We start from the raw sequence: 19,085 nt of genomic DNA, 5'->3' as shown, positions 1-19,085 counted from the left end.
CCCTAATTAGGGATTTTTATTGATATATATTTTCTAATTCCGGGAAATATAATTTTAAATCTTGTTCTATTTTGTATTTTTCTTCTAGTAAAATTTTTTGATTTTTTTCTTTAAAATTTGCATTTGAGTAAAATATATGATATGAAATACTAATTGCAGCTATAATTTTTTCATCGTATTCAATTCCTATGGCCATGCACTCAATTTCTGGGTTCATTTCCCCACTTTCTAATGCTATTTTATTTTCTTTGATAGAAGACAATTCTTCGTAAAGCTCTTTTAGATTATTTAATGTATTTGACGTTATTTTCTCAAAAGGATTTGGATAAATTTTTTCAAGCTCTTTATAGGTTTTCTTTTCTAGTAATGCTTTTCCTAAAGATGTAGCGTAAGCTGGATATGAAGCACCGACAAAAGACTTGATTTGTATTTGATTATCCGAATCAAGTTTTTCTAAATAAAATACATTTCCTTCTTTTAATATTCCCATTTGGCATGTTTGTCCTGTTAAGTTTCTGATGTTTTTCATATGTTTTTTAATTAATTCTAATGCGCTATTTTTTATTGAAATGCAACGGCTAATTTCTAAAATTTTATAATCTAATGTGTAAAATTTATTTTTATCACATTTAATGTAATTTTTAGCTTGTAAAGTTTGAAGTATAGGAGAAAGTGTCCCTGGAGGGATATTTAAATCTTTTGCAATAGAGCTTAGTGTATTTTTTTGATTATTATTGCCCAATAATTCTAAAATTTTTAAAACTCTTAATGTTGGTTGATGTGTCATTTTGCTCCTTTTTCAATAGATAAATTCTATCATATTTTTTACTTTTAGTAACATTTTTAATGATATAAAAAATATTTTCTATTAGCAGTTTTTGCTTTAGATGGTTGATTATAACTACTTTTATAAGACTTTTGTATTGTTTTTTTATCATTTTGATGTTTTTAAAAATTTCTATTTTTAGCTATATTTTTTGTATATAAAAATATTTTTGTATATACAAAAAATGAAAGGAAAAAATATGGGAATATTAAAGGGAACTTTACCAGCCTTATTAACTCCATATGATATGAGTGGAAATATTAATGAAAACGAATTTATTAAATACTGCGAATTTGGTATCTCAAAAGGTTTAAATGGATTATTTTGTAATGGTAGTGCAGGAGATTCTCAAGCTTTAGGTATAGAAGAGCAAGTCAAAATAATGAAACTTACAAAAGAAGCTGCAAAAAATAATCTCCCTGTTATTACAGGTATTGCATCAACAGTTTATCAAAATACTTTTACTTTGGCACAAAAAGCATATGAATTAGGGCTTGATGCTTTATTACTTGCTATGCCTTATTATTATAAATTAAGTGAAGATGCACTTTTTGAATATATTAAAGATTTATCTTCTAAAGTGAAGCTTCCTTTGTATATTTATAACATCCCTCTTTTTGCACCAGCACTAAGTTTGAAATTTATAGAAAGAGTTTCAAAGCTTGATAATGTTGTGGGTATAAAAGATAGCAGTGGAGATGCTTTACTTTTAAATCATATATTAGATGTAGTGCCTGGTGATTTTGATGTTTTTGTAGGAAGAGAAGAATTTTATGCAGGAGCACTACTGATAGGGGCAAATGGTTCTATGACTAGTATAGGTGGTGTTTTTCCAGAACTTATGAGTGAAATTTATAAATCAATCAATGAAAAAAATATAGATAGAGCTTTGCTGATTCAAAAAAGTTTATTAAAAGCTATAAGATTTGGTATGAGTATGGCTTTTCCTATGGGATTTGCTTTGCTTTTAAAAGCTAGAGGATTTGAATTTGCAAATACAAGCATCCATCCTTTATCACATGCTACAAAAGAAGAATTAAATACTCGTTTTAATGAAGCTAAAAAACTTGTTAAAACTATAGAAAAAGAAACGGGTATAAAATTATGAAAGCCTATATTATAGTCAATGAAAAAGATAATGTCGCTACTGCTTTGCGTGATTTTAAAAAAGGTGAAATCGTGGAAAATATAGAACTTTTAGATGATATTGCAAGTGGACATAAATTTGCACTAAAAGATATAAAAAAAGATGAAGTTGTCATCAAATATGCAGAAGCTATAGCTAGTGCAAGTTGTGATATTAATAAAGGTGAATGGGTGCATATTCACAATAGTGCAGGTATTAGAGGTCGTGGGGATAAGGAATAAATATGAAAAAGATAATGGGTTATAGAAGAGAAGATGGAAAATTTGGCTTGAGAAATAAAGTCATTATTATACCAAGCGTGCATTGTGCTAATAAGGTGTGCGAAAATATAGCCAGAAAATGCAATGGGGCAGTATATATCAATCATCAACATGGCTGTTCTCAACTCGAATTTGATGCTTTGCAAACTAGAGATGTTTTAATAGGCCATGGGAGTAATGCTAATGTTTTTGGTGTTTTAATTGTAGGACTTGGTTGTGAGGTAATACAAGCGAAAATAGTAGCTGAAAAAATAAAAGAAGCGACACCTTATAAGATGGTTGAATATTTAGTAATACAAGAGTGCGGTGGTAGTAAAAATACCATAGAAAAGGGTGTCAAAATAGTAAATCAAATGCTTGAAAATGCTGCAAAATTGGAAAAAATAGATGGGGACTTTAGTGATTTGATTTTAGGCACAGAATGTGGTGGTAGCGATAGTTATAGCGGTCTTAGTGCCAATCCTGCTTTAGGAAGTTTAAGTGATTTTGTAATTGATGAAGGTGGTGCAGTAATTTTAGCAGAAACTACAGAGCTTATAGGGTGTGAAGCTATACTTGCTAAGAGAGCAAAAAATGATGAAGTAGCTAAAAAGGTATATGATAAGATTTTAGGCTATGAGAATTTAGTTAAATCTTTTCATGCTGATATACGCGGAGCAAATCCTAGTCCGGGAAATATTGCAGGTGGGCTTAGCACTATAGAAGAAAAGTCTTTAGGTTGTGTTTATAAAGCAGGTACTAGAACTTTAATGGATGTGATTGATTATGCTAAACCTGTAATTTCCAAAGGACTTACTTTTATGAATACGCCAGGTAATGATATAGAACAACTTAGCGCTATGGTGGCAGGTGGAGCAAATATTTGTGTTTTTACTACAGGTCGTGGTACTCCTACAGGTTCAGCTATTGTGCCTACTATTAAAATGAGTTCTAATACTTTTTGTTATGAAAATATGAATGATGCTATTGATATTAATGCAGGAAGTATTATAGATGGGATTAAGACAAAAGAAGAAGTGCGTGATGAGCTTATAGATTTGATCATAAGAATTTCAAATGGAGAATTGGTAAAGGCAGAGTTAAATGAACAAAATGATTTTTCAGTTTGGAGACTTGCTACAACTTGCTAAATTAATAAAAAAGGATATATTATGGATTTAAAAATTAAAAACAAAATTTGTATCATCACAGGTGGTGCTAAAGGGATTGGTTATGGTATTGCTAAATTATGGGCTTTAGAAGGTGGGATTCCAATTATTTTTTCAAGAAGTGAAATTTCTAAAGAAAAAGATGATGAGCTAAAAGACATTTGCGGAAATTATGGATTTTATCAAATAGATTTAAAAAATACAGAACAAATTTCAACACTTGTTAAAAGTGTTGTTAATATATATGGTGGAATTTATGCTTTGGTTAATAATGCTGGAGCAAATGATAATTTACATATAGAAGATGCTACAACTGAAGAATTAATTAAATCTTATGAAAATAATCTTTTTCATTATTATACTATGACTAAAGAATGCTTACCATATATTAAAAAGCAACAAGGAAGTATATTAAATATCACAAGTAAAACCGGCTTAACAGGACAAGGTAGAACTTCAGCTTATGCTTCAGCAAAAGCTGCTCAAATAGGTTTTACAAGAGAATGGGCTTGCGCTTTTGCAAAAGATAATATTAGAGTTAATGCTATAGCACCGGCTGAAGTTATGACTCCTCTTTATGAAAAATGGTTGTCAAATTTTCCAAATCCAAAAGCTCAATATGAAAAAATAGCAAAATGCATACCATTGGGTCATCGTTTTACAACTATAGAAGAAATAGCAAACACAGCAGTTTTTACACTAAGTCCTCTTGCTTCACACACAACAGGACAAATTTTAACTCCTGATGGTGGATATATCCATTTAGATAGAGCTCTAAATTGGGATGAAATTTAATAACAAGGAGGATATATGTTAAATAACTCTAAAAATATAAAAATAGCAATTATTTTAGTAACTTCTCTTTTCTTTTTATGGGGAGTTAGTTATGGGCTGATTGATGTGATGAATAAGAATTTTCAAAATCATTTACATATCACTCAACATGAAAGTGGATTTTTGCAACTCGCTTATTTTGGTGCTTATTTTATCATAGCATTACCTGCTGGATATATAGCAAATAAATACTCTTATAAAATTGGTATTATTTTTGGGTTAATCTTGTATGCAATAGGTTGTTTATTGATTATTCCAGCTACAAATTTAGCTAATTTTTACTTATTTTTATTTGCTTTTTTTATTTTAGCTTGCGGTATTGGTTCTTTGGAAACTAGTGCTAATCCTTATATGGTAAAACTTGGTGATGAGAAAAATGCTAGTTTTAGAATTAATGCTGCGCAAAGTTTTAATGGTTTGGGTCAATTTTTAGGACCTATCATAGGCGGAGCTTTGTTTTTATCTATTACAAAACAAGAAGAAGGTGCAAGTAAAGAACAAATAGAAGCTGCATTACTTGCTAATATGGGTAATGTCCAGCTAGTGTATGTTGGTATTGCGGCAATTGTTATTTTGATCTTGATTGCTTTTGCATTGAATAAAATTCCGGAAGGATCGGCAGTAAGTAGTGATTATGAACAAAAAGATACCTCAAAACCTATTGGAGTTTTTAAGCATAAACATTTTAATTTTGGATTGCTAGCACAATTTTTGTATATAGCAAATCAAGTTAGCGCGGGAGCTTTTTTTATAAATTATCTTAGTGAGCATAATGAAAATCTAAAAGATGAACAAGGGGCTTATTATTTTTCGATAGCTTTAATTGCTTTTATGTTAGGTCGTATTCTTTCTACGCCTTTGATGAAGAAAATTAAAGGTGAGACTATTTTAGGATGGTATTCTTTTATTAATGTGATTTTATGTGTATGCTTGTATTTTGCTAGCGGATTTATTAGTATAGTTATTTTAATTGCATTATTTTTCTTTATGTCCATTTCTTTTCCTACTATTTTTGCAGTTGCAACAAAAAATCTTCCTTTTAATCAAGTGAAATTAGGTGGTTCTTTACTTGTTATGAGTATAGTTGGTGGTGCTATTATGCCTATTATCATGGGTTTAATTAATGATTATTTTGGAACAAGCATGGGATATTTGGCTATGGCCCCATTATTTTTATATGTATCATGGTATGGTTTTTTTGGTTCTAAAATAAAGGCTTAAAAATGCAAAAAATTTTTGATTCTCATTTGCATCTTTGGGATTTAAGTAAAATGCCTATTTCGTGGATAAAAGGCAATAATAGATTGGAACAAAATTATGATTTTTTAAGGGCAAAAAATGAGTATAAAGAATTTGATTTTTTAGGTGCGATGTATGTTGAAACAAATAGTGATGATTTGGAAAAAGAAGCTTTATTTGCATTAAAGCAAAAACAAGAACATGGTCTTTTTGTTTGTTTAGCTGATTTAAAGTACAAAGAACACTTATGTGCTTTTAGAGAGGTAATGCATACTAGTAAAAAGGGTGCTAAGAGACTATTTGAAGCAGATTTTAAAGAAAAATTAGAACTTCTAAATGTTTTTAATATACCTTTTGAAGCTTGCATGAAAAATGAAGAACTTTGGATATTGGAAAAGTTTTTATTTGATAATCCTAATTTAAAAGTAGTTTTAAATCATATGGGCAGTCCTAAAATTAACTATTTTGATGAATATAAAAAAATATTACATAAATTAAAAGATTTCCCAAATTTATGGATAAAAATTTCCGTACCAGATGATTTTACGATAAAAATTCATAGAGATTTTATATCTCAATGTTTTTCATTTTTAAAGAATGTTTTTAGTGAAGATAAATTTATATTTGGTAGTAATTATCCTGTGGCAAAAATAGCTCCAGCTAAATGGGCTAAATTTATCATAGAAGGAAATATTTTTAAAGATTTGGACAAGATATTTTATAAAAATGCTTTATCAATTTATAAGGAGGATAGGTGCAAAGATATGGTCAAATTATAAAAATTAAAAAGGAAAAAATACAAGAGTATAAAGATCTTCATGCAAAGCCTTATAAAGGTGTTTGTGAGATGATTAAAGAATGTAATATACAAAATTATTCTATTTATTTATTTGGAGAATATTTGTTTGCATATTTTGAATATACAGGTGTTGATTTTGATGCAGATATGGCTAAGATGGCAAAAGATAAAAATACACAACAATGGTGGAAAGTTACAGATCCCTGCCAAATATCTTTAGCTCATGCAGGACAAAAGTGGCTAAATATGGAAGAAGTATTTCATTTAGATTAAAAAAGGAGAAAAAATGACAACTTATTTAAATTATATTGATGGCGAATTTATCCCACACAATGGCGAATTTATAGAAGTTTTAAATCCCGCTACCAAAGAAGTAATATCAAGAGTAGCAAGTGCTTCTTTAGAAGATACACAAAGAGCAATTGAAGCAGCTAAAAAGGTACAAAAAAATTGGGAAGCTAAACCAGCGATTGAAAGAGCAAATCATTTAAGAGAAATAGCTAGTTTAATACGCAAAAATGCTAATTTTTTAACAGAAATTTTAATGCAAGAGCAAGGAAAAACTAGAGCTTTAGCTAGTGTAGAGATTAATTTTACGGCAGATTATATGGATTATACTGCTGAATGGGCTAGAAGGTATGAAGGCGAAATTATACAAAGTGATAGAGCTAATGAGCATATATATTTATATAAAAGTGCCATTGGTGTAATTGGTGGAATTTTACCTTGGAATTTTCCATTTTTTCTAATCGCAAGAAAGATGGCACCTGCTTTACTAACAGGCAACACCATTGTTATAAAACCAAGCAGTGAAACTCCAAATAATGCTTTTGAATTTGCAAAGCTTGTCTCGCAAAGTTCTTTACCAAAAGGTGTATTTAATTTAGTTGCAGGTAAGGGTAGTGTGGTAGGACATGAATTATCAAGTAATGAAAACATAGGTATGGTAAGTCTTACAGGGAGTGTTGAAGCAGGAACTAGAGTGATGGAAGCTGCAGCTAAAAATATCATTAAGGTTTCTCTAGAACTTGGCGGAAAGGCACCGGCTATAGTGTGTAAAGATGCAGATATTGATTTAGCGGTAGAAGCGATTAAGGCAAGTAGAATTTGCAATAACGGACAAGTTTGCAATTGTGCCGAAAGAGCTTATGTGCATACAAGTGTTTATGATGAATTTGTAGATAAATTTGTAAAAGCCATGAGTAAAGTAAGTGTTGGAAACACTTTGAAAGGCGATTTTGATATGGGTCCGCTTGTCAATCAAGCAGGGGTTGATAATGCTTTAGCAATGCTTGAGAGAGCTACGAATAAAGGAGCAGTTGTAGAATGCGGTGGAAAAATCACCGATACAAGCGGATATTATTTTCCTGCAAGCGTTCTTACAAATGTTAAGCATGAAGATGAGATCATGCAAAAAGAAATTTTTGCTCCGATTTTACCAATTACTAAATTTGATACACTTGATGAGGCAATTGATATGGCAAATGATTGTGAATATGGACTGACAAGTTCTATTTATACGCAAAATTTAGATATAGCAATGAGAGCTAGTAGAGAAATAAAATTTGGTGAAACTTATATTAACCGTGAAAATTTTGAAGCAATGCAAGGATTTCATGCAGGTTTTAGAAAAAGTGGCATAGGTGGAGCTGATGGAAAACATGGTCTTGAAGAGTATTTAGCTACCCATGTGGTTTATTTACAATACAATACCAACAAACAATGATTTCAATCCTATCTATTTTTTAGATAGGATTTGCTATAATCTTTAAATTTAAAGGATAATAATTTGAAGATTATAGATTTAAAAACTTACTCAAGAAAAGAGTATTTTGAATTTTATACTAAATTTCCCTGCTCTTTTGAATTAAATGTTAAATTAGATATTAGTAAATTTTATTCTTTTGTTAAAAATCAAAAATATTCTTTTTATGGTAGTTTTATCTATTTTTTAAGTAAAAATGTTAATTTAATATCTGAATTTAAATTATACTTAGAGGATGATAAATTAATTTGTTTTGATATTATCCATCCAAGTTATACTGCTTTTTGTGAAAAATCAAAGACTTTTTGTGTTTTATGGACTGAATTTAATGAAGATTTTCAAAACTTTTTACATAATTTCGAGCAAGATAAACAACTCATTAAAGAAAACACTATGTTTGTAAAAGAGAATATTAAAAATTCTTTTAATATTTCAGCAATCCCTTGGATAAATTTTGAGAATTTCTCTTTACATTTACCTAAAAAAGAAAATTATTTTTTTCCTATTCTTACAAGTGGGAAAATTATCAAGGAAAAAAATCAATGTTTTATTCCACTAAGTATTAATGTAAATCACGCAAGCACCGATGCTTATCATGTGAGTTTGTTTTTAGAAAATTTGCAAAAAGATTTAAATTGTTTTTAGTTTATATTTTTGTAAGTAAAATTTAGATATTATCCAAAGTTTATTACATTTTTTAAAGAAAGGAATTATTGTGCCTACCATAAATCAATTGGTTAGAAAAGAGCGCAAAAAAGTTTTAGAGAAATCTAAATCTCCAGCGCTTAAAAATTGTCCACAAAGAAGGGGAGTTTGCACTAGGGTTTATACAACAACCCCTAAAAAACCAAACTCAGCGTTAAGAAAAGTTGCCAAAGTAAGACTTACAAGTGGCTTTGAAGTTATTAGTTATATCGGTGGTGAAGGTCATAACCTACAAGAACACAGCATTGTTTTAGTGCGTGGTGGTAGGGTAAAAGACTTACCAGGTGTTAAGTATCACATTGTTCGCGGTGCCTTAGATACTGCAGGTGTTGCAAAAAGAACCGTTTCTCGTTCTAAATATGGTGCGAAACGCCCTAAAGCAGCAGCTAAGTAATAAAATTGCAGACAAATCCGTTAGATTTGATTTTGTTTGAGTAAAATTATAAATTTGAAGGAAAATTATGAGAAGAAGAAAAGCTCCGGTAAGAGAAGTCTTGCCAGATCCGATTTATGGAAACAAAGTAATCACAAAATTCATTAATTCTTTAATGTATGATGGTAAAAAAAGCACAGCTACGACTATTATGTATGGTGCTTTAGAAGCTATCGATAAAAAAGGTGGAGAAAAAAAAGGTATAGAAATTTTTAATGATGCTATTGAAAATATTAAGCCTTTATTAGAAGTTAAATCTCGTCGTGTTGGTGGTGCTACTTATCAAGTGCCAGTAGAAGTACGCCCAGCTAGACAACAAGCTTTAGCTATAAGATGGATTATTTCTTTTGCTAGAAAAAGAAGCGAAAGAACTATGATAGAAAAATTAGCAGCAGAATTATTAGATGCAGCTAATAGCAAAGGTGCTTCATTCAAGAAGAAAGAAGATACTTATAAAATGGCAGAAGCTAATAAAGCATTTGCTCATTATCGCTGGTAAGAGGAGTAAAATATGTCAAGAAGTACTCCTTTAAAAAGAGTTAGAAATATAGGTATCGCAGCTCATATTGATGCAGGTAAAACAACTACTAGTGAGAGAATTCTTTTCTTTACAGGTATGAGTCATAAAATTGGTGAGGTGCATGATGGTGCAGCTACAATGGACTGGATGGAGCAAGAAAAAGAAAGAGGTATCACAATTACTTCTGCTGCTACAACTTGTTTTTGGAAAAACCATCAAATTAATCTTATAGACACTCCAGGTCACGTTGACTTTACAATCGAAGTTGAAAGATCAATGCGTGTTTTAGATGGTGCAGTTGCGGTGTTTTGTTCAGTAGGTGGAGTTCAACCACAATCAGAAACCGTATGGAGACAAGCTAATAAATACGGTGTTCCAAGAATTGTTTTTGTAAATAAAATGGACAGAATTGGTGCAAATTTCTTTAATGTTGAAGAACAAATCAAAAATCGTTTGAAAGGTAACCCAGTTCCACTTCAAATTCCAATCGGTGCTGAAGATAATTTCAAAGGTGTAATTGATCTTATTACCATGAAAGCTTTGGTATGGGAAGATGAAAATAAACCAACTGATTATGTAGAAAAAGAAATTCCAGCTGAACTTAAAGAAAAGGCTGAAGAATATCGCACAAAAATGATAGAAGCAGTTTCTGAAACAAGCGATGAATTAATGGAAAAATACCTAGGTGGTGAAGAGCTTACTCAAGAAGAAATCAAAGCAGGTATTAAAGCAGGATGTTTAAGTCTTTCTATGGTCCCTATGCTTTGTGGTACAGCTTTTAAAAATAAAGGTGTTCAGCCATTACTTGATGCTGTTGTTGCTTATTTACCAGCTCCTGATGAAGTTGCTAATATTAAAGGTGAATATGAAGACGGTACAGAAGTTTCTGTAAAATCAACTGATGATGGTGAGTTTGCAGGCCTAGCATTTAAAATTATGACTGACCCTTTTGTTGGGCAATTAACTTTCGTTCGTGTGTATAGAGGAAGTTTAGAAAGCGGTTCTTATGCATACAACTCAACAAAAGATAAAAAAGAAAGAATCGGTCGTCTTTTGAAAATGCACTCTAATAAAAGAGAAGAAATTAAAACTTTATATGCAGGAGAAATTGGAGCGGTTGTTGGTCTTAAAGACACACTAACCGGTGATACTTTGGCAAGTGAAAAAGATAAAGTTATTCTAGAGAGAATGGATTTTCCAGATCCTGTTATTTCAGTTGCTGTTGAGCCTAAAACAAAAGCAGATCAAGAAAAAATGTCTATTGCTTTAAATAAATTAGCTCAAGAAGATCCAAGCTTTAGAGTTTCAACAGATGAAGAAAGTGGTCAAACTATCATTTCAGGTATGGGCGAGCTTCACTTGGAAATTATCGTTGATAGAATGCTTCGTGAATTTAAAGTTGAAGCCGAAGTAGGTCAACCTCAAGTTGCTTACCGTGAAACTATTAGAAAAACAGTTGAACAAGAATACAAATACGCTAAACAATCAGGTGGTCGTGGACAATATGGTCATGTATTCTTAAGACTTGAGCCACTTGAACCAGGTAGTGGATATGAATTTGTAAATGATATCAAAGGTGGGGTAATTCCAAAAGAATATATTCCAGCAGTTGATAAAGGTGTTCAAGAGGCATTACAAAATGGTGTTTTAGCGGGATATCCTGTTGAAGATGTTAAAGTAACTGTTTATGATGGAAGTTACCACGAAGTGGATTCTTCTGAAATGGCATTTAAACTTGCAGCTTCTATGGGCTTTAAAGAAGGTGCTAGAAAAGCAGGTGCTGTAATCTTAGAACCTATGATGAAAGTTGAAGTTGAAACTCCAGAAGAATACATGGGTGATGTTATTGGCGATTTAAATAAACGCCGTGGCCAAGTAAATTCAATGGATGAAAGAGGTGGTAATAAAATTATTACAGCATTTTGTCCTTTGGCCGAGATGTTTGGTTACTCAACCGATCTTAGAAGTCAAACTCAAGGCCGTGCTACTTATTCTATGGAATTTGATCACTATGATGAAGTTCCAAAAAATGTTTCTGAAGAAATTATCAAAAAAAGAAATGGTTAATCTATCAAGATGGGCAAAAAGCTCATCTTGAATTATTTATGTCCTTTTGAATTAATTAAATTAATTGCTCCTTCATTAATTTCATATGCCTTTCCAAAACCTTTAACATATCTTCCATTTTTCAGTATAAGTTGAAATAAATGAAAATCTTGCATATTTTTAATGACTTGAATTATTTCTTTATTGTCTTCATTTTCATAAGTATTTAATACTTGCTCAAATAGCTGATTATCTCTTGTTATTTCTACACTCTCTACTCTAAATTTAAGTCTTTTTCTTGCAAAGATTGATATGCAATCTTTTTCATCTTGTATAAACATAATTTCTATGTTTTTATTATTGTATTTTACTCCTTCAAAGTGTTCGGCAATTTCACTAATATAAATATAAAAGTCATTTTTGTTTTTTATAATAGGAGTATATGAACATATGGTTTGATTGTTTAAATTTAAAGACGATATCATAATGCTTTTGCATTCTTGCATAAATTGATTAATTTCATCATGTAGTTGCATAAAAATTTTCCTTGTAAGTTAAAATGAATAAGATTTGAGGGTTGTAGAAAAGTAAAAAGAAGAGTTTGTTACTCTTCTTCATCAGTATTTTTGCGTACAACTTTAATGCGTTCTATGCTATTTCCATCCATCTTTTTGACTTCGTAGTAGCAAAATTCATCTTCTATTCTATCTCCAACCACCGGTAAGCGTCCTAAAAGATTGAAAACATATCCACCTATAGTGACTTGTTCTAATTCTTCATTAAAGCGTATATCAAGCATTTCTTCTACTTCACTAATTTCATATCTTCCTTGAAATTCATAAATGTTTTCTGCAAGCTTTTTAAAATGTGGACTAGAATCATCATGCTCATCGTTAATATCACCAACAATTTCTTCCATAATATCTTCCATAGTTAAAAGACCAGCGGTTCCGCCATATTCATCTACTACTAATGCTGTATGTACTTGTTCTTTATTCATCATGAAAAGAACTTTAGATATGCTGATATTTTCTGGAACTAGGATCATTTTGATTAGAAAATCATCTAAATTTTTCTTATCTTTGCTAAGTTCATTTTGCATAATGTCTCTAATATGCACCATACCTAAAATGATATCTTTAGAACCATCTATGTATGGAAAGCGTGTATGTTTATACTGACAAACTATTTGCATATTTTCTTCATAGCTTTTTTGTTTATTAAGACAAATCATATCTTTTCTAGGTGTCATGATTTCTTTTGCTACTGTATCTGAAAAATCGACAGCATTGCGTATGATTTCAGTTTCAAATTCATCCAAAACTCCACCTTTTTGGCTTTCACTCGCAATAAATTTAATCTCTTCTTCAGAGTGACTTAATTCGTGTTCTTTGGCAGGTTTTATACCTATAATTTTTAAAGAAACTGCAGCTAAAAAGTCAAATGTTTTAATGAAAGGTAAGAAAAGTAACCAAAACAAATGCAATGGTCTTGCAACCCATAAAACAGCTCTATCTGCAATGGCTATAGCAATGCTTTTTGGGACCAACTCGCCTAGCACAACATGCAATAATGTGATAATAGCAAAAGCAATAATAAATGCTATGGTATGGATTAATGCTGGAGCTAAACCTAAATTTGCTAGAGGAACTTCAAGAATTTTAGCAATAGCAGGTTCGCCTATCCAACCAAGAGCAAGAGAGCTTAGCGTAATACCAAGTTGGCAAGCACTTAAATAAGTATCTAGTTTTGAAGTGACTTCCAAAGCTTTTTTTGCATTGCGTTTTTTCTCTTTTACCATTTCTTCAAGTTTTGATCTACGCACTTTAACAATAGCAAATTCAGATAAAACAAAAAATCCATTTAAAAGCACTAAAGCTAATGCAACAAGAATCATAAAAGTAGAATAGCCTATATCAATAGAGGCAACAGTAGGTAGTGTTTGATTTAAGTCTAAAGATTGACTGGGGTCCAAAAAAACTCCTTTAATAAAATTTCGCAAAATTATATCAAATCAAAACTATAAAATTAGCTTAAAAATAATGATATATTTTAAATTAATTTAATGTTTTCTATATTCTATATTTTTTTCAAATTCATCTAAACGCTTGTAAATACTACGAAGCTGTGTGATAGTTGTCCAGTTGGTGATAAAAATGCTAAATGAAGATCTAACCTGGTCAAAAGCATTACCAACTTGTATGATAATTCCAAGTTGTATAAGTCCTAAAAATAAACTTGGAGCCATGATTAAAAAGGGTACTATAACCATGATTTGCTCAAATAAATAAAGCCATATATTAAAATACCCATAATGTAAAAATAATCTTTTATAATTGATTTTAAGCCCGGTAAATAAACTTAAAATACTTTCATCGCTTGCATAATTTTTTCTATCATCTTCAGCAAAAACAAGTTCTTTTCTAAAAGCAGCTTCGGCTTTTTGATTGTTATATTCTAGTCCAGGTAGTTTTATACCTACAAACCATGATATAACTAAACCTCCTAAAGAAACCAAAAATGCAATCCATACTAAAGAGCCATTAATATCTTTTAAGATAGGTAAATTAACATGTGCGCTTAACATCCATAAAATTGGTACAAAAGCAACTAAAGTCATAATTGCTTTGACAAAAGCTAACCCTAAACTTTCTATGATTTTTGAAAAATTATAGATATCTTCTTGAATTCTTTGCGAACTGCCTTCTATGTTATCATCTTTTTTTTGCCAAAATTTAATATAATCAAAAGTCATAGCCTCGCGCCATTTAAAAGCATATATGCTTCCAAAATATTGCGTGATAGTAGCGATTAATACATAAGGCAGTGCTAAATATAAAAATTGTTTAATAAAATGATAAAAATCATTTATGCTATGATTTTTTGCATCTTGTAAAACATCGTAAAATTCTTTATACCATTCATTTATTGCTACATTAATAGAGGTTTGTGCTAATAAAGAAGACAATAAAAAAAACAGACCCAAGTAAGCCCATAAAGCCCATTTTTTAGAATAAAAAAAAGATTTAAACATTTTAAATTTCTTTCAGCATTTTTTCATAATGTTTTATTGTGTGTTTTTTTGCTTTAAATATTATACTAAAAATCATAATAAAACAACTTGCGACTAAAAATCCAGGAATGATTTCATAAATTTCTATAAAATTTGAACCAAAATGCTTATAAAATACAACAGTTAAAGCCCCGCTAACCATTCCAGCTATTGCACCTTCTTTGCTCATATTTTTATAAAATAAAGAAAATAAAATAACGCTTCCAAAACTAGCTCCAAAACCTGCCCAAGCATAAGAGACTATGCTTAAAATTTGACTTTGAGTATCAAGTGAAAGTGTAAAAGCTATACACGCTACAATCAAAACACCTAAGCGTGACAACAAAGTAATATTTTTATCATTTGTTTTTCTTTTTAAGATTTGTGTATAAAAATCTTGCACCAAGCTAGAAGCGCATACTAGCAATTGAGAACTTGCAGTACTCATAATGGCTGCTAAAATTGCACTGAGTAAAATTCCAGCCACCCAAGGGTTAAAAAGCACTTGAGACATTACAATAAATATTCTTTCAGGATCATTTAAAGTAAGATCAAATTTAGCTATATAAGCAATACCTAAAAATCCTATCATGGCAGCACCAAATAGAGAAATTACCATCCAAGTTATGCCTATAAAAGTCGCAGTAGGAATTTCTTTTACATTTTTTATAGAAATAAAGCGAATTAAAATATGAGGTTGGCCAAAATATCCAAGTCCCCAGGCCAAGGTTGATGCTACCACTAGCCAACCACCACCATCTAAACCAAAAGCTTGAGGTTTTACATCATTTATAGTAGAAAAAGCTTCGCCAAAGCCGCCAAGTTCAAAAATCATCACAAAAGGAATGATGATTAATGAACTCATCATTAAAAGTCCTTGTATCATATCAGTCCAGCATACGGCTTTATAGCCACCTAAAAAAGTATATAAAACAATAACTAAAAATCCAATACTTAATGCAAAAATATAAGGCAAATTAAATACACTTTCAAAAAGTTTAGCACCACTTACTAATCCAGCACTAATGTAAATAGTAAAAAATACTAAAATAACTACCGCACAAATACTTCTTAAAATATGTCTATCATCATGAAAGCGACTTTCAAAAAAATCAGGAATTGTAATACATTCTTTGGCTATTTGAGAAAAAATCTTTAATCTTTTAGCAACAAAGGTCCAGTTTAAGAACATACCAAAGCTTAAACCTATGGCTATATAAATTTGTCCCAATCCAGCTGCGTATAAAGCACCAGGAAAAGCCATTAAAAGCCAACTACTCATATCAGAAGCACCTGCACTTAAGGCAGATATTACAGGTCCCATTGATGCATTTCCAACAAAATAATCTTTACTATTTTGATTTTTTTTGTAAAAATAAAAACCTATAAAAAGCATTAAAAATGCATAGGTAATAAAAGTAATAATAATAGGATAAGAAAATTCCACACTTTGTAAATTCATAAGTGTCCTTAAAAAATTTAAAAAATCATCATTTTACTTGTTTTATTTTAAAAAAACATTATAAAAATTATTTTTTATTTCAATGCTTTATAAAGTTTTTTTGTTACAATTTTCAAAAAAATTAAGGATAGTTAATGAAAAATCTTTTAATTATAGGTGCAGGTGGTGTAAGTCGCGTTGCAACTGTAAAATGTGCAATGAATAGTGATGTTTTTAGTAAAATAACTCTAGCAAGTAGAACTAAAAGTAAATGTGATGAAATAGCAGCTTTTATAAAAGAGCGTTTAGGTATAGAAATTCAAACTGAGCAAATAGATGCAGATGACACATCTGCTGTTGTAGAGCTTATTAAAAAAACAGGAGCTGAAATTTTATTAAATGTGGCTTTGCCTTATCAAGATCTTGCTTTAATGGATGCGTGTATTCAAACTAATATTCACTATGTAGATACTGCAAATTATGAACATCCTGATTTAGCTAAATTTGAATATAAAGAACAATGGTTAAGAAATGATAAGTTTAAACAAGCAGGAATTTTAGGACTTTTAGGAAGTGGTTTTGATCCAGGTGTTACTAATGTATTTTGTGCTTATGCGCAACAAAATTTATTTGATGAAATTCATTATATTGATATACTAGATTGTAATGCAGGTGATCATGGATATGCCTTTGCAACTAATTTTAACCCTGAGATAAATTTAAGAGAAGTATCTGCTAAGGGTCGTTATTGGGAAAATGGAAAATGGATAGAAACTGAACCTATGGAAATAAAAATGGAGTGGGATTATCCTGAAGTAGGAGTAAAGGATAGTTATTTGCTTTATCATGAAGAGCTTGAAAGTTTAGTAAAAAATATCAAAGGTCTAAAAAGAATAAGATTTTTTATGACTTTTGGACAAAGTTATTTAACTCATATGAAATGTCTTGAAAATGTTGGTATGCTAGGTATTAAACCTGTTATGCATCAAGGTAGAGAGATAATACCAATAGAATTTTTAAAAACTTTACTTCCTGATCCTGCTAGTTTGGGTCCTCGTACTAAAGGTTACACTAATATAGGTTGTGTAATCCGTGGTGTAAAGAATGGAAAAGATAAGCAAGTTTATATTTACAATGTTTGTAATCACGAAGAATGCTTTAAAGAAACTGGTGCACAAGCTGTAAGCTATACTACAGGTGTCCCTGCTATGATAGGTACGAAATTAATTGCTAAAGGAATTTGGCAAGGAAAAGGTGTGTTTAACATGGAAGAATTTGACGCCAAACCTTTCATGGATGAGTTAAATACTCAAGGACTTCCTTGGAAAATTATAGAAATGGAGCCAAATTTAGGAAAATAATCTCAAGTCTTTTTTGACTTGAGAAAGTTTTAATAATGACGCAATTATTATTAAGTATAGATTGGACACCTTTTTTAGTTTCCATAAAACTTTCTATTATTACTTGTATAATTTTGTTTTGTTTTTGCATACTTCTTGCTTGGGTTTTTACTTTTAAGCAATTTAGAGCAAAAAAAATTCTAGAAACTATAATAACCTTACCTTTAGTTTTACCACCATCTGTTGTTGGTTTTTACTTATTGATTTTATTTTCAAAATACTCTTTTTTTGGAGAATTTTTAGAAAAATATTTTAATATCACTTTAGCTTTTACTTTTGAAGGCTTGGTAATAGCAAGTTGCATTTACTCTTTACCTTTTATGTTTAATCCTTTATATAATGCAATGTCTTTAATTTCTAAAAATATTATAGAAGCAAGTTTTTCTTTGGGAAAAAATTCTTTCATCACACTTTTTAAAGTAATCTTACCAAGTATCAAACCGGCTATACTCAGCGCTTTAGTAATAAGTTTTGCACATACTATGGGTGAGTTTGGTATAGTATTAATGATAGGTGGTTCTTTAAGCGGAGAAACAAAAGTGGCTAGTATTGCTATATATGAAAGTATGGAAAATTTAGATTTTGCCACAGCTCATATTTATAGTCTCATACTTTTAATTTTTAGTTTTGTTGTTTTGTTAAGTGTAAATTTGTTAAAAAATAAATAACAAAGACTTATTTTATTGTATAATCAATTTATATCTTAAATTTAAAGGAGAAATGATGGATAATTCATTATTCAGGATATACTAAAAAATATGACAATGAAGGGTATGGCTTACAATATCCAGATGGACATGTTATAAGATTTTATGAGAGAATCTTAAAATACAAATTAAATAAAACAAGTGGAAATTTACTTGATTTTGGTTGTGGAAATGGAGTTCATTCTAAGTATTTTCAAGATGTAACAGGGGGGGGGTATTAATGCTTATGGTATAGATATTGTTCCTAGCTTAAAAAATACTTGGAAAAAAGATCCTAGGATAAATGAAAATAATTTTCATATTATTACACCAAATTCTAGTTTTAAAAATTTATTTGATGTAAAAATGGATTTTATTTTTGCAAATCAAAGTTTATATTATCTACCAAACAAAGACTTTCAAAAAACTATTGAAGAATTTTATGATTTATGCAATGATGGAGCAATAATTTTCGCGACAATGATTAGCTCTAAAGCTTATCAAGAATTTGTTGCAGGAGATGTTAAAGATAATGGTTTAGTGGAAGTAAAATCTAGTCCAAGATTAAATGGCGAATCTACTTATATAAATTTTACAAATACGATTGAAGAATTAAAAGAAAAATTTAAACCTTTTAAACCATTATTTTGGGGAGATTATGAATTAATAAATTTATATAATTTTGAAGGAAGTATACAGCATTTTATTTATATAGGGGAAAAATAATTTTATATGATAAAGACTTTATCAAGTCTTTATCATCACTTTCCATCCCTTTTCCCCA

20 protein-coding genes are annotated in these 19,085 nt (G+C 30.2%); 15 read left to right on the top strand and 5 right to left on the bottom strand.

Annotation, left to right across the window (positions count from 1 at the left end):
* Nucleotides 1-16 precede the first annotated feature (16 nt).
* Nucleotides 17-787 (bottom strand): IclR family transcriptional regulator, encoded by a 771-nt coding sequence (locus E2O22_RS07425; RefSeq protein ID WP_133319932.1) that lies wholly within the window; start codon nt 785-787, stop codon nt 17-19.
* A gap of 238 nt (nt 788-1,025) precedes the next feature.
* On the opposite strand from E2O22_RS07425, the gene E2O22_RS07420 reads away from it, so the two are divergent.
* From E2O22_RS07420 to fusA, 12 genes are all read left to right on the top strand, one after another.
* Nucleotides 1,026-1,934, top strand: coding sequence for a dihydrodipicolinate synthase family protein (locus E2O22_RS07420; protein WP_133319931.1), 909 nt, complete (start codon nt 1,026-1,028; stop codon nt 1,932-1,934).
* Nucleotides 1,931-2,194, top strand: coding sequence for a UxaA family hydrolase (locus E2O22_RS07415; RefSeq protein ID WP_133319930.1), 264 nt, complete (start codon nt 1,931-1,933; stop codon nt 2,192-2,194). Before E2O22_RS07420 ends, E2O22_RS07415 begins: the two co-directional genes overlap by 4 nt.
* Nucleotides 2,195-2,196: 2 nt before the next feature.
* Nucleotides 2,197-3,363 carry a UxaA family hydrolase gene (locus tag E2O22_RS07410; protein ID WP_133319929.1) on the top strand — a complete coding sequence of 389 codons (1,167 nt, stop codon included), beginning with the start codon at nt 2,197-2,199 and terminating at the stop codon, nt 3,361-3,363.
* A 21-nt stretch (nt 3,364-3,384) separates the two neighbouring features.
* Nucleotides 3,385-4,176, top strand: a complete 792-nt coding sequence (locus E2O22_RS07405; RefSeq protein ID WP_133319928.1) for an SDR family oxidoreductase — start codon at nt 3,385-3,387, stop codon at nt 4,174-4,176.
* A 15-nt stretch (nt 4,177-4,191) separates the two neighbouring features.
* On the top strand, nt 4,192-5,436 hold the full coding sequence (gene fucP / locus E2O22_RS07400; protein ID WP_133319927.1) for an L-fucose:H+ symporter permease: 1,245 nt from the start codon (nt 4,192-4,194) through the stop codon (nt 5,434-5,436).
* Nucleotides 5,437-5,438: 2 nt separating this feature from the next.
* Entirely contained in the window at nt 5,439-6,233 is a 795-nt protein-coding gene (locus E2O22_RS07395; protein WP_133319926.1) for an amidohydrolase family protein, read from the top strand.
* On the top strand, nt 6,209-6,526 hold the full coding sequence (locus E2O22_RS07390) for an L-rhamnose mutarotase (protein ID WP_133319925.1): 318 nt from the start codon (nt 6,209-6,211) through the stop codon (nt 6,524-6,526). The genes E2O22_RS07395 and E2O22_RS07390 overlap by 25 nt, the downstream gene beginning before the upstream one ends.
* 13 nt (nt 6,527-6,539) lie before the next feature.
* Entirely contained in the window at nt 6,540-7,979 is a 1,440-nt protein-coding gene (gene aldA, locus E2O22_RS07385; protein ID WP_133319924.1) for an aldehyde dehydrogenase, read from the top strand.
* Nucleotides 7,980-8,042: 63 nt separating this feature from the next.
* Nucleotides 8,043-8,663 (top strand): CatA-like O-acetyltransferase, encoded by a 621-nt coding sequence (locus E2O22_RS07380; protein ID WP_133319923.1) that lies wholly within the window; start codon nt 8,043-8,045, stop codon nt 8,661-8,663.
* A gap of 70 nt (nt 8,664-8,733) precedes the next feature.
* Nucleotides 8,734-9,117: a 30S ribosomal protein S12 gene (gene rpsL / locus E2O22_RS07375; RefSeq protein WP_012661187.1), complete on the top strand. Its 384-nt coding sequence runs from the start codon at nt 8,734-8,736 to the stop codon at nt 9,115-9,117.
* 67 nt (nt 9,118-9,184) lie between these two features.
* A complete protein-coding gene (rpsG, locus tag E2O22_RS07370; RefSeq protein ID WP_012661188.1) occupies nt 9,185-9,655 on the top strand; it encodes a 30S ribosomal protein S7 in 471 nt (156 codons plus the stop codon).
* Between the two features lie 12 nt (nt 9,656-9,667).
* Nucleotides 9,668-11,743: an elongation factor G gene (gene fusA, locus E2O22_RS07365; protein ID WP_039617755.1), complete on the top strand. Its 2,076-nt coding sequence runs from the start codon at nt 9,668-9,670 to the stop codon at nt 11,741-11,743.
* A 32-nt stretch (nt 11,744-11,775) separates the two neighbouring features.
* Here the strand turns inward: fusA and E2O22_RS07360 are convergent, their stop codons facing one another.
* The 4 genes from E2O22_RS07360 to putP all read right to left on the bottom strand — a co-directional run bounded on the left by E2O22_RS07360 (nt 11,776) and on the right by putP (nt 16,236).
* Nucleotides 11,776-12,258, bottom strand: coding sequence for a pyridoxamine 5'-phosphate oxidase family protein (locus E2O22_RS07360; RefSeq protein WP_133319922.1), 483 nt, complete (start codon nt 12,256-12,258; stop codon nt 11,776-11,778).
* 68 nt (nt 12,259-12,326) lie between these two features.
* Nucleotides 12,327-13,697 (bottom strand): hemolysin family protein, encoded by a 1,371-nt coding sequence (locus tag E2O22_RS07355; RefSeq protein ID WP_133319921.1) that lies wholly within the window; start codon nt 13,695-13,697, stop codon nt 12,327-12,329.
* Between the two features lie 87 nt (nt 13,698-13,784).
* Entirely contained in the window at nt 13,785-14,756 is a 972-nt protein-coding gene (locus E2O22_RS07350) for a putative transporter (protein ID WP_133319920.1), read from the bottom strand.
* A gap of 1 nt (nt 14,757) precedes the next feature.
* Nucleotides 14,758-16,236 carry a sodium/proline symporter PutP gene (gene putP, locus E2O22_RS07345; protein ID WP_133319919.1) on the bottom strand — a complete coding sequence of 493 codons (1,479 nt, stop codon included), beginning with the start codon at nt 16,234-16,236 and terminating at the stop codon, nt 14,758-14,760.
* Nucleotides 16,237-16,370: 134 nt separating this feature from the next.
* On the opposite strand from putP, the gene E2O22_RS07340 reads away from it, so the two are divergent.
* The 3 genes from E2O22_RS07340 (at nt 16,371) to E2O22_RS08075 (ending at nt 19,027) form a co-directional block, all read left to right on the top strand.
* Nucleotides 16,371-17,576 (top strand): saccharopine dehydrogenase family protein, encoded by a 1,206-nt coding sequence (locus tag E2O22_RS07340; RefSeq protein ID WP_133319918.1) that lies wholly within the window; start codon nt 16,371-16,373, stop codon nt 17,574-17,576.
* A 35-nt stretch (nt 17,577-17,611) separates the two neighbouring features.
* Nucleotides 17,612-18,283: a molybdate ABC transporter permease subunit gene (modB, locus tag E2O22_RS07335; RefSeq protein ID WP_133319917.1), complete on the top strand. Its 672-nt coding sequence runs from the start codon at nt 17,612-17,614 to the stop codon at nt 18,281-18,283.
* Between the two features lie 384 nt (nt 18,284-18,667).
* Nucleotides 18,668-19,027, top strand: coding sequence for a class I SAM-dependent methyltransferase (locus E2O22_RS08075; RefSeq protein ID WP_133319916.1), 360 nt, complete (start codon nt 18,668-18,670; stop codon nt 19,025-19,027).
* Nucleotides 19,028-19,085: the final 58 nt, after the last annotated feature.

The organism is Campylobacter lari (assembly GCF_004357905.1).
Taxonomy (GTDB): domain Bacteria; phylum Campylobacterota; class Campylobacteria; order Campylobacterales; family Campylobacteraceae; genus Campylobacter_D; species Campylobacter_D lari_D.
This window is presented reverse-complemented; position numbering and strand designations above follow the sequence as displayed.

Coding starts and splice junctions, on each gene's coding strand:
- E2O22_RS07405 (WP_133319928.1), top strand. CDS start 3,385: ATGGATTTAAAAATTAAAAACAAAATTTGTATCATCACAGGTGGTGCT.
- fucP (WP_133319927.1), top strand. CDS start 4,192: ATGTTAAATAACTCTAAAAATATAAAAATAGCAATTATTTTAGTAACT.
- fusA (WP_039617755.1), top strand. CDS start 9,668: ATGTCAAGAAGTACTCCTTTAAAAAGAGTTAGAAATATAGGTATCGCA.
- E2O22_RS07395 (WP_133319926.1), top strand. CDS start 5,439: ATGCAAAAAATTTTTGATTCTCATTTGCATCTTTGGGATTTAAGTAAA.
- modB (WP_133319917.1), top strand. CDS start 17,612: ATGACGCAATTATTATTAAGTATAGATTGGACACCTTTTTTAGTTTCC.
- E2O22_RS07350 (WP_133319920.1), bottom strand. CDS start 14,756: ATGTTTAAATCTTTTTTTTATTCTAAAAAATGGGCTTTATGGGCTTAC.
- E2O22_RS07340 (WP_133319918.1), top strand. CDS start 16,371: ATGAAAAATCTTTTAATTATAGGTGCAGGTGGTGTAAGTCGCGTTGCA.
- E2O22_RS07415 (WP_133319930.1), top strand. CDS start 1,931: ATGAAAGCCTATATTATAGTCAATGAAAAAGATAATGTCGCTACTGCT.
- aldA (WP_133319924.1), top strand. CDS start 6,540: ATGACAACTTATTTAAATTATATTGATGGCGAATTTATCCCACACAAT.
- E2O22_RS07360 (WP_133319922.1), bottom strand. CDS start 12,258: ATGCAACTACATGATGAAATTAATCAATTTATGCAAGAATGCAAAAGC.
- E2O22_RS07425 (WP_133319932.1), bottom strand. CDS start 787: ATGACACATCAACCAACATTAAGAGTTTTAAAAATTTTAGAATTATTG.
- E2O22_RS07420 (WP_133319931.1), top strand. CDS start 1,026: ATGGGAATATTAAAGGGAACTTTACCAGCCTTATTAACTCCATATGAT.
- E2O22_RS08075 (WP_133319916.1), top strand. CDS start 18,668: ATGGATTTTATTTTTGCAAATCAAAGTTTATATTATCTACCAAACAAA.
- rpsG (WP_012661188.1), top strand. CDS start 9,185: ATGAGAAGAAGAAAAGCTCCGGTAAGAGAAGTCTTGCCAGATCCGATT.
- E2O22_RS07410 (WP_133319929.1), top strand. CDS start 2,197: ATGAAAAAGATAATGGGTTATAGAAGAGAAGATGGAAAATTTGGCTTG.
- putP (WP_133319919.1), bottom strand. CDS start 16,236: ATGAATTTACAAAGTGTGGAATTTTCTTATCCTATTATTATTACTTTT.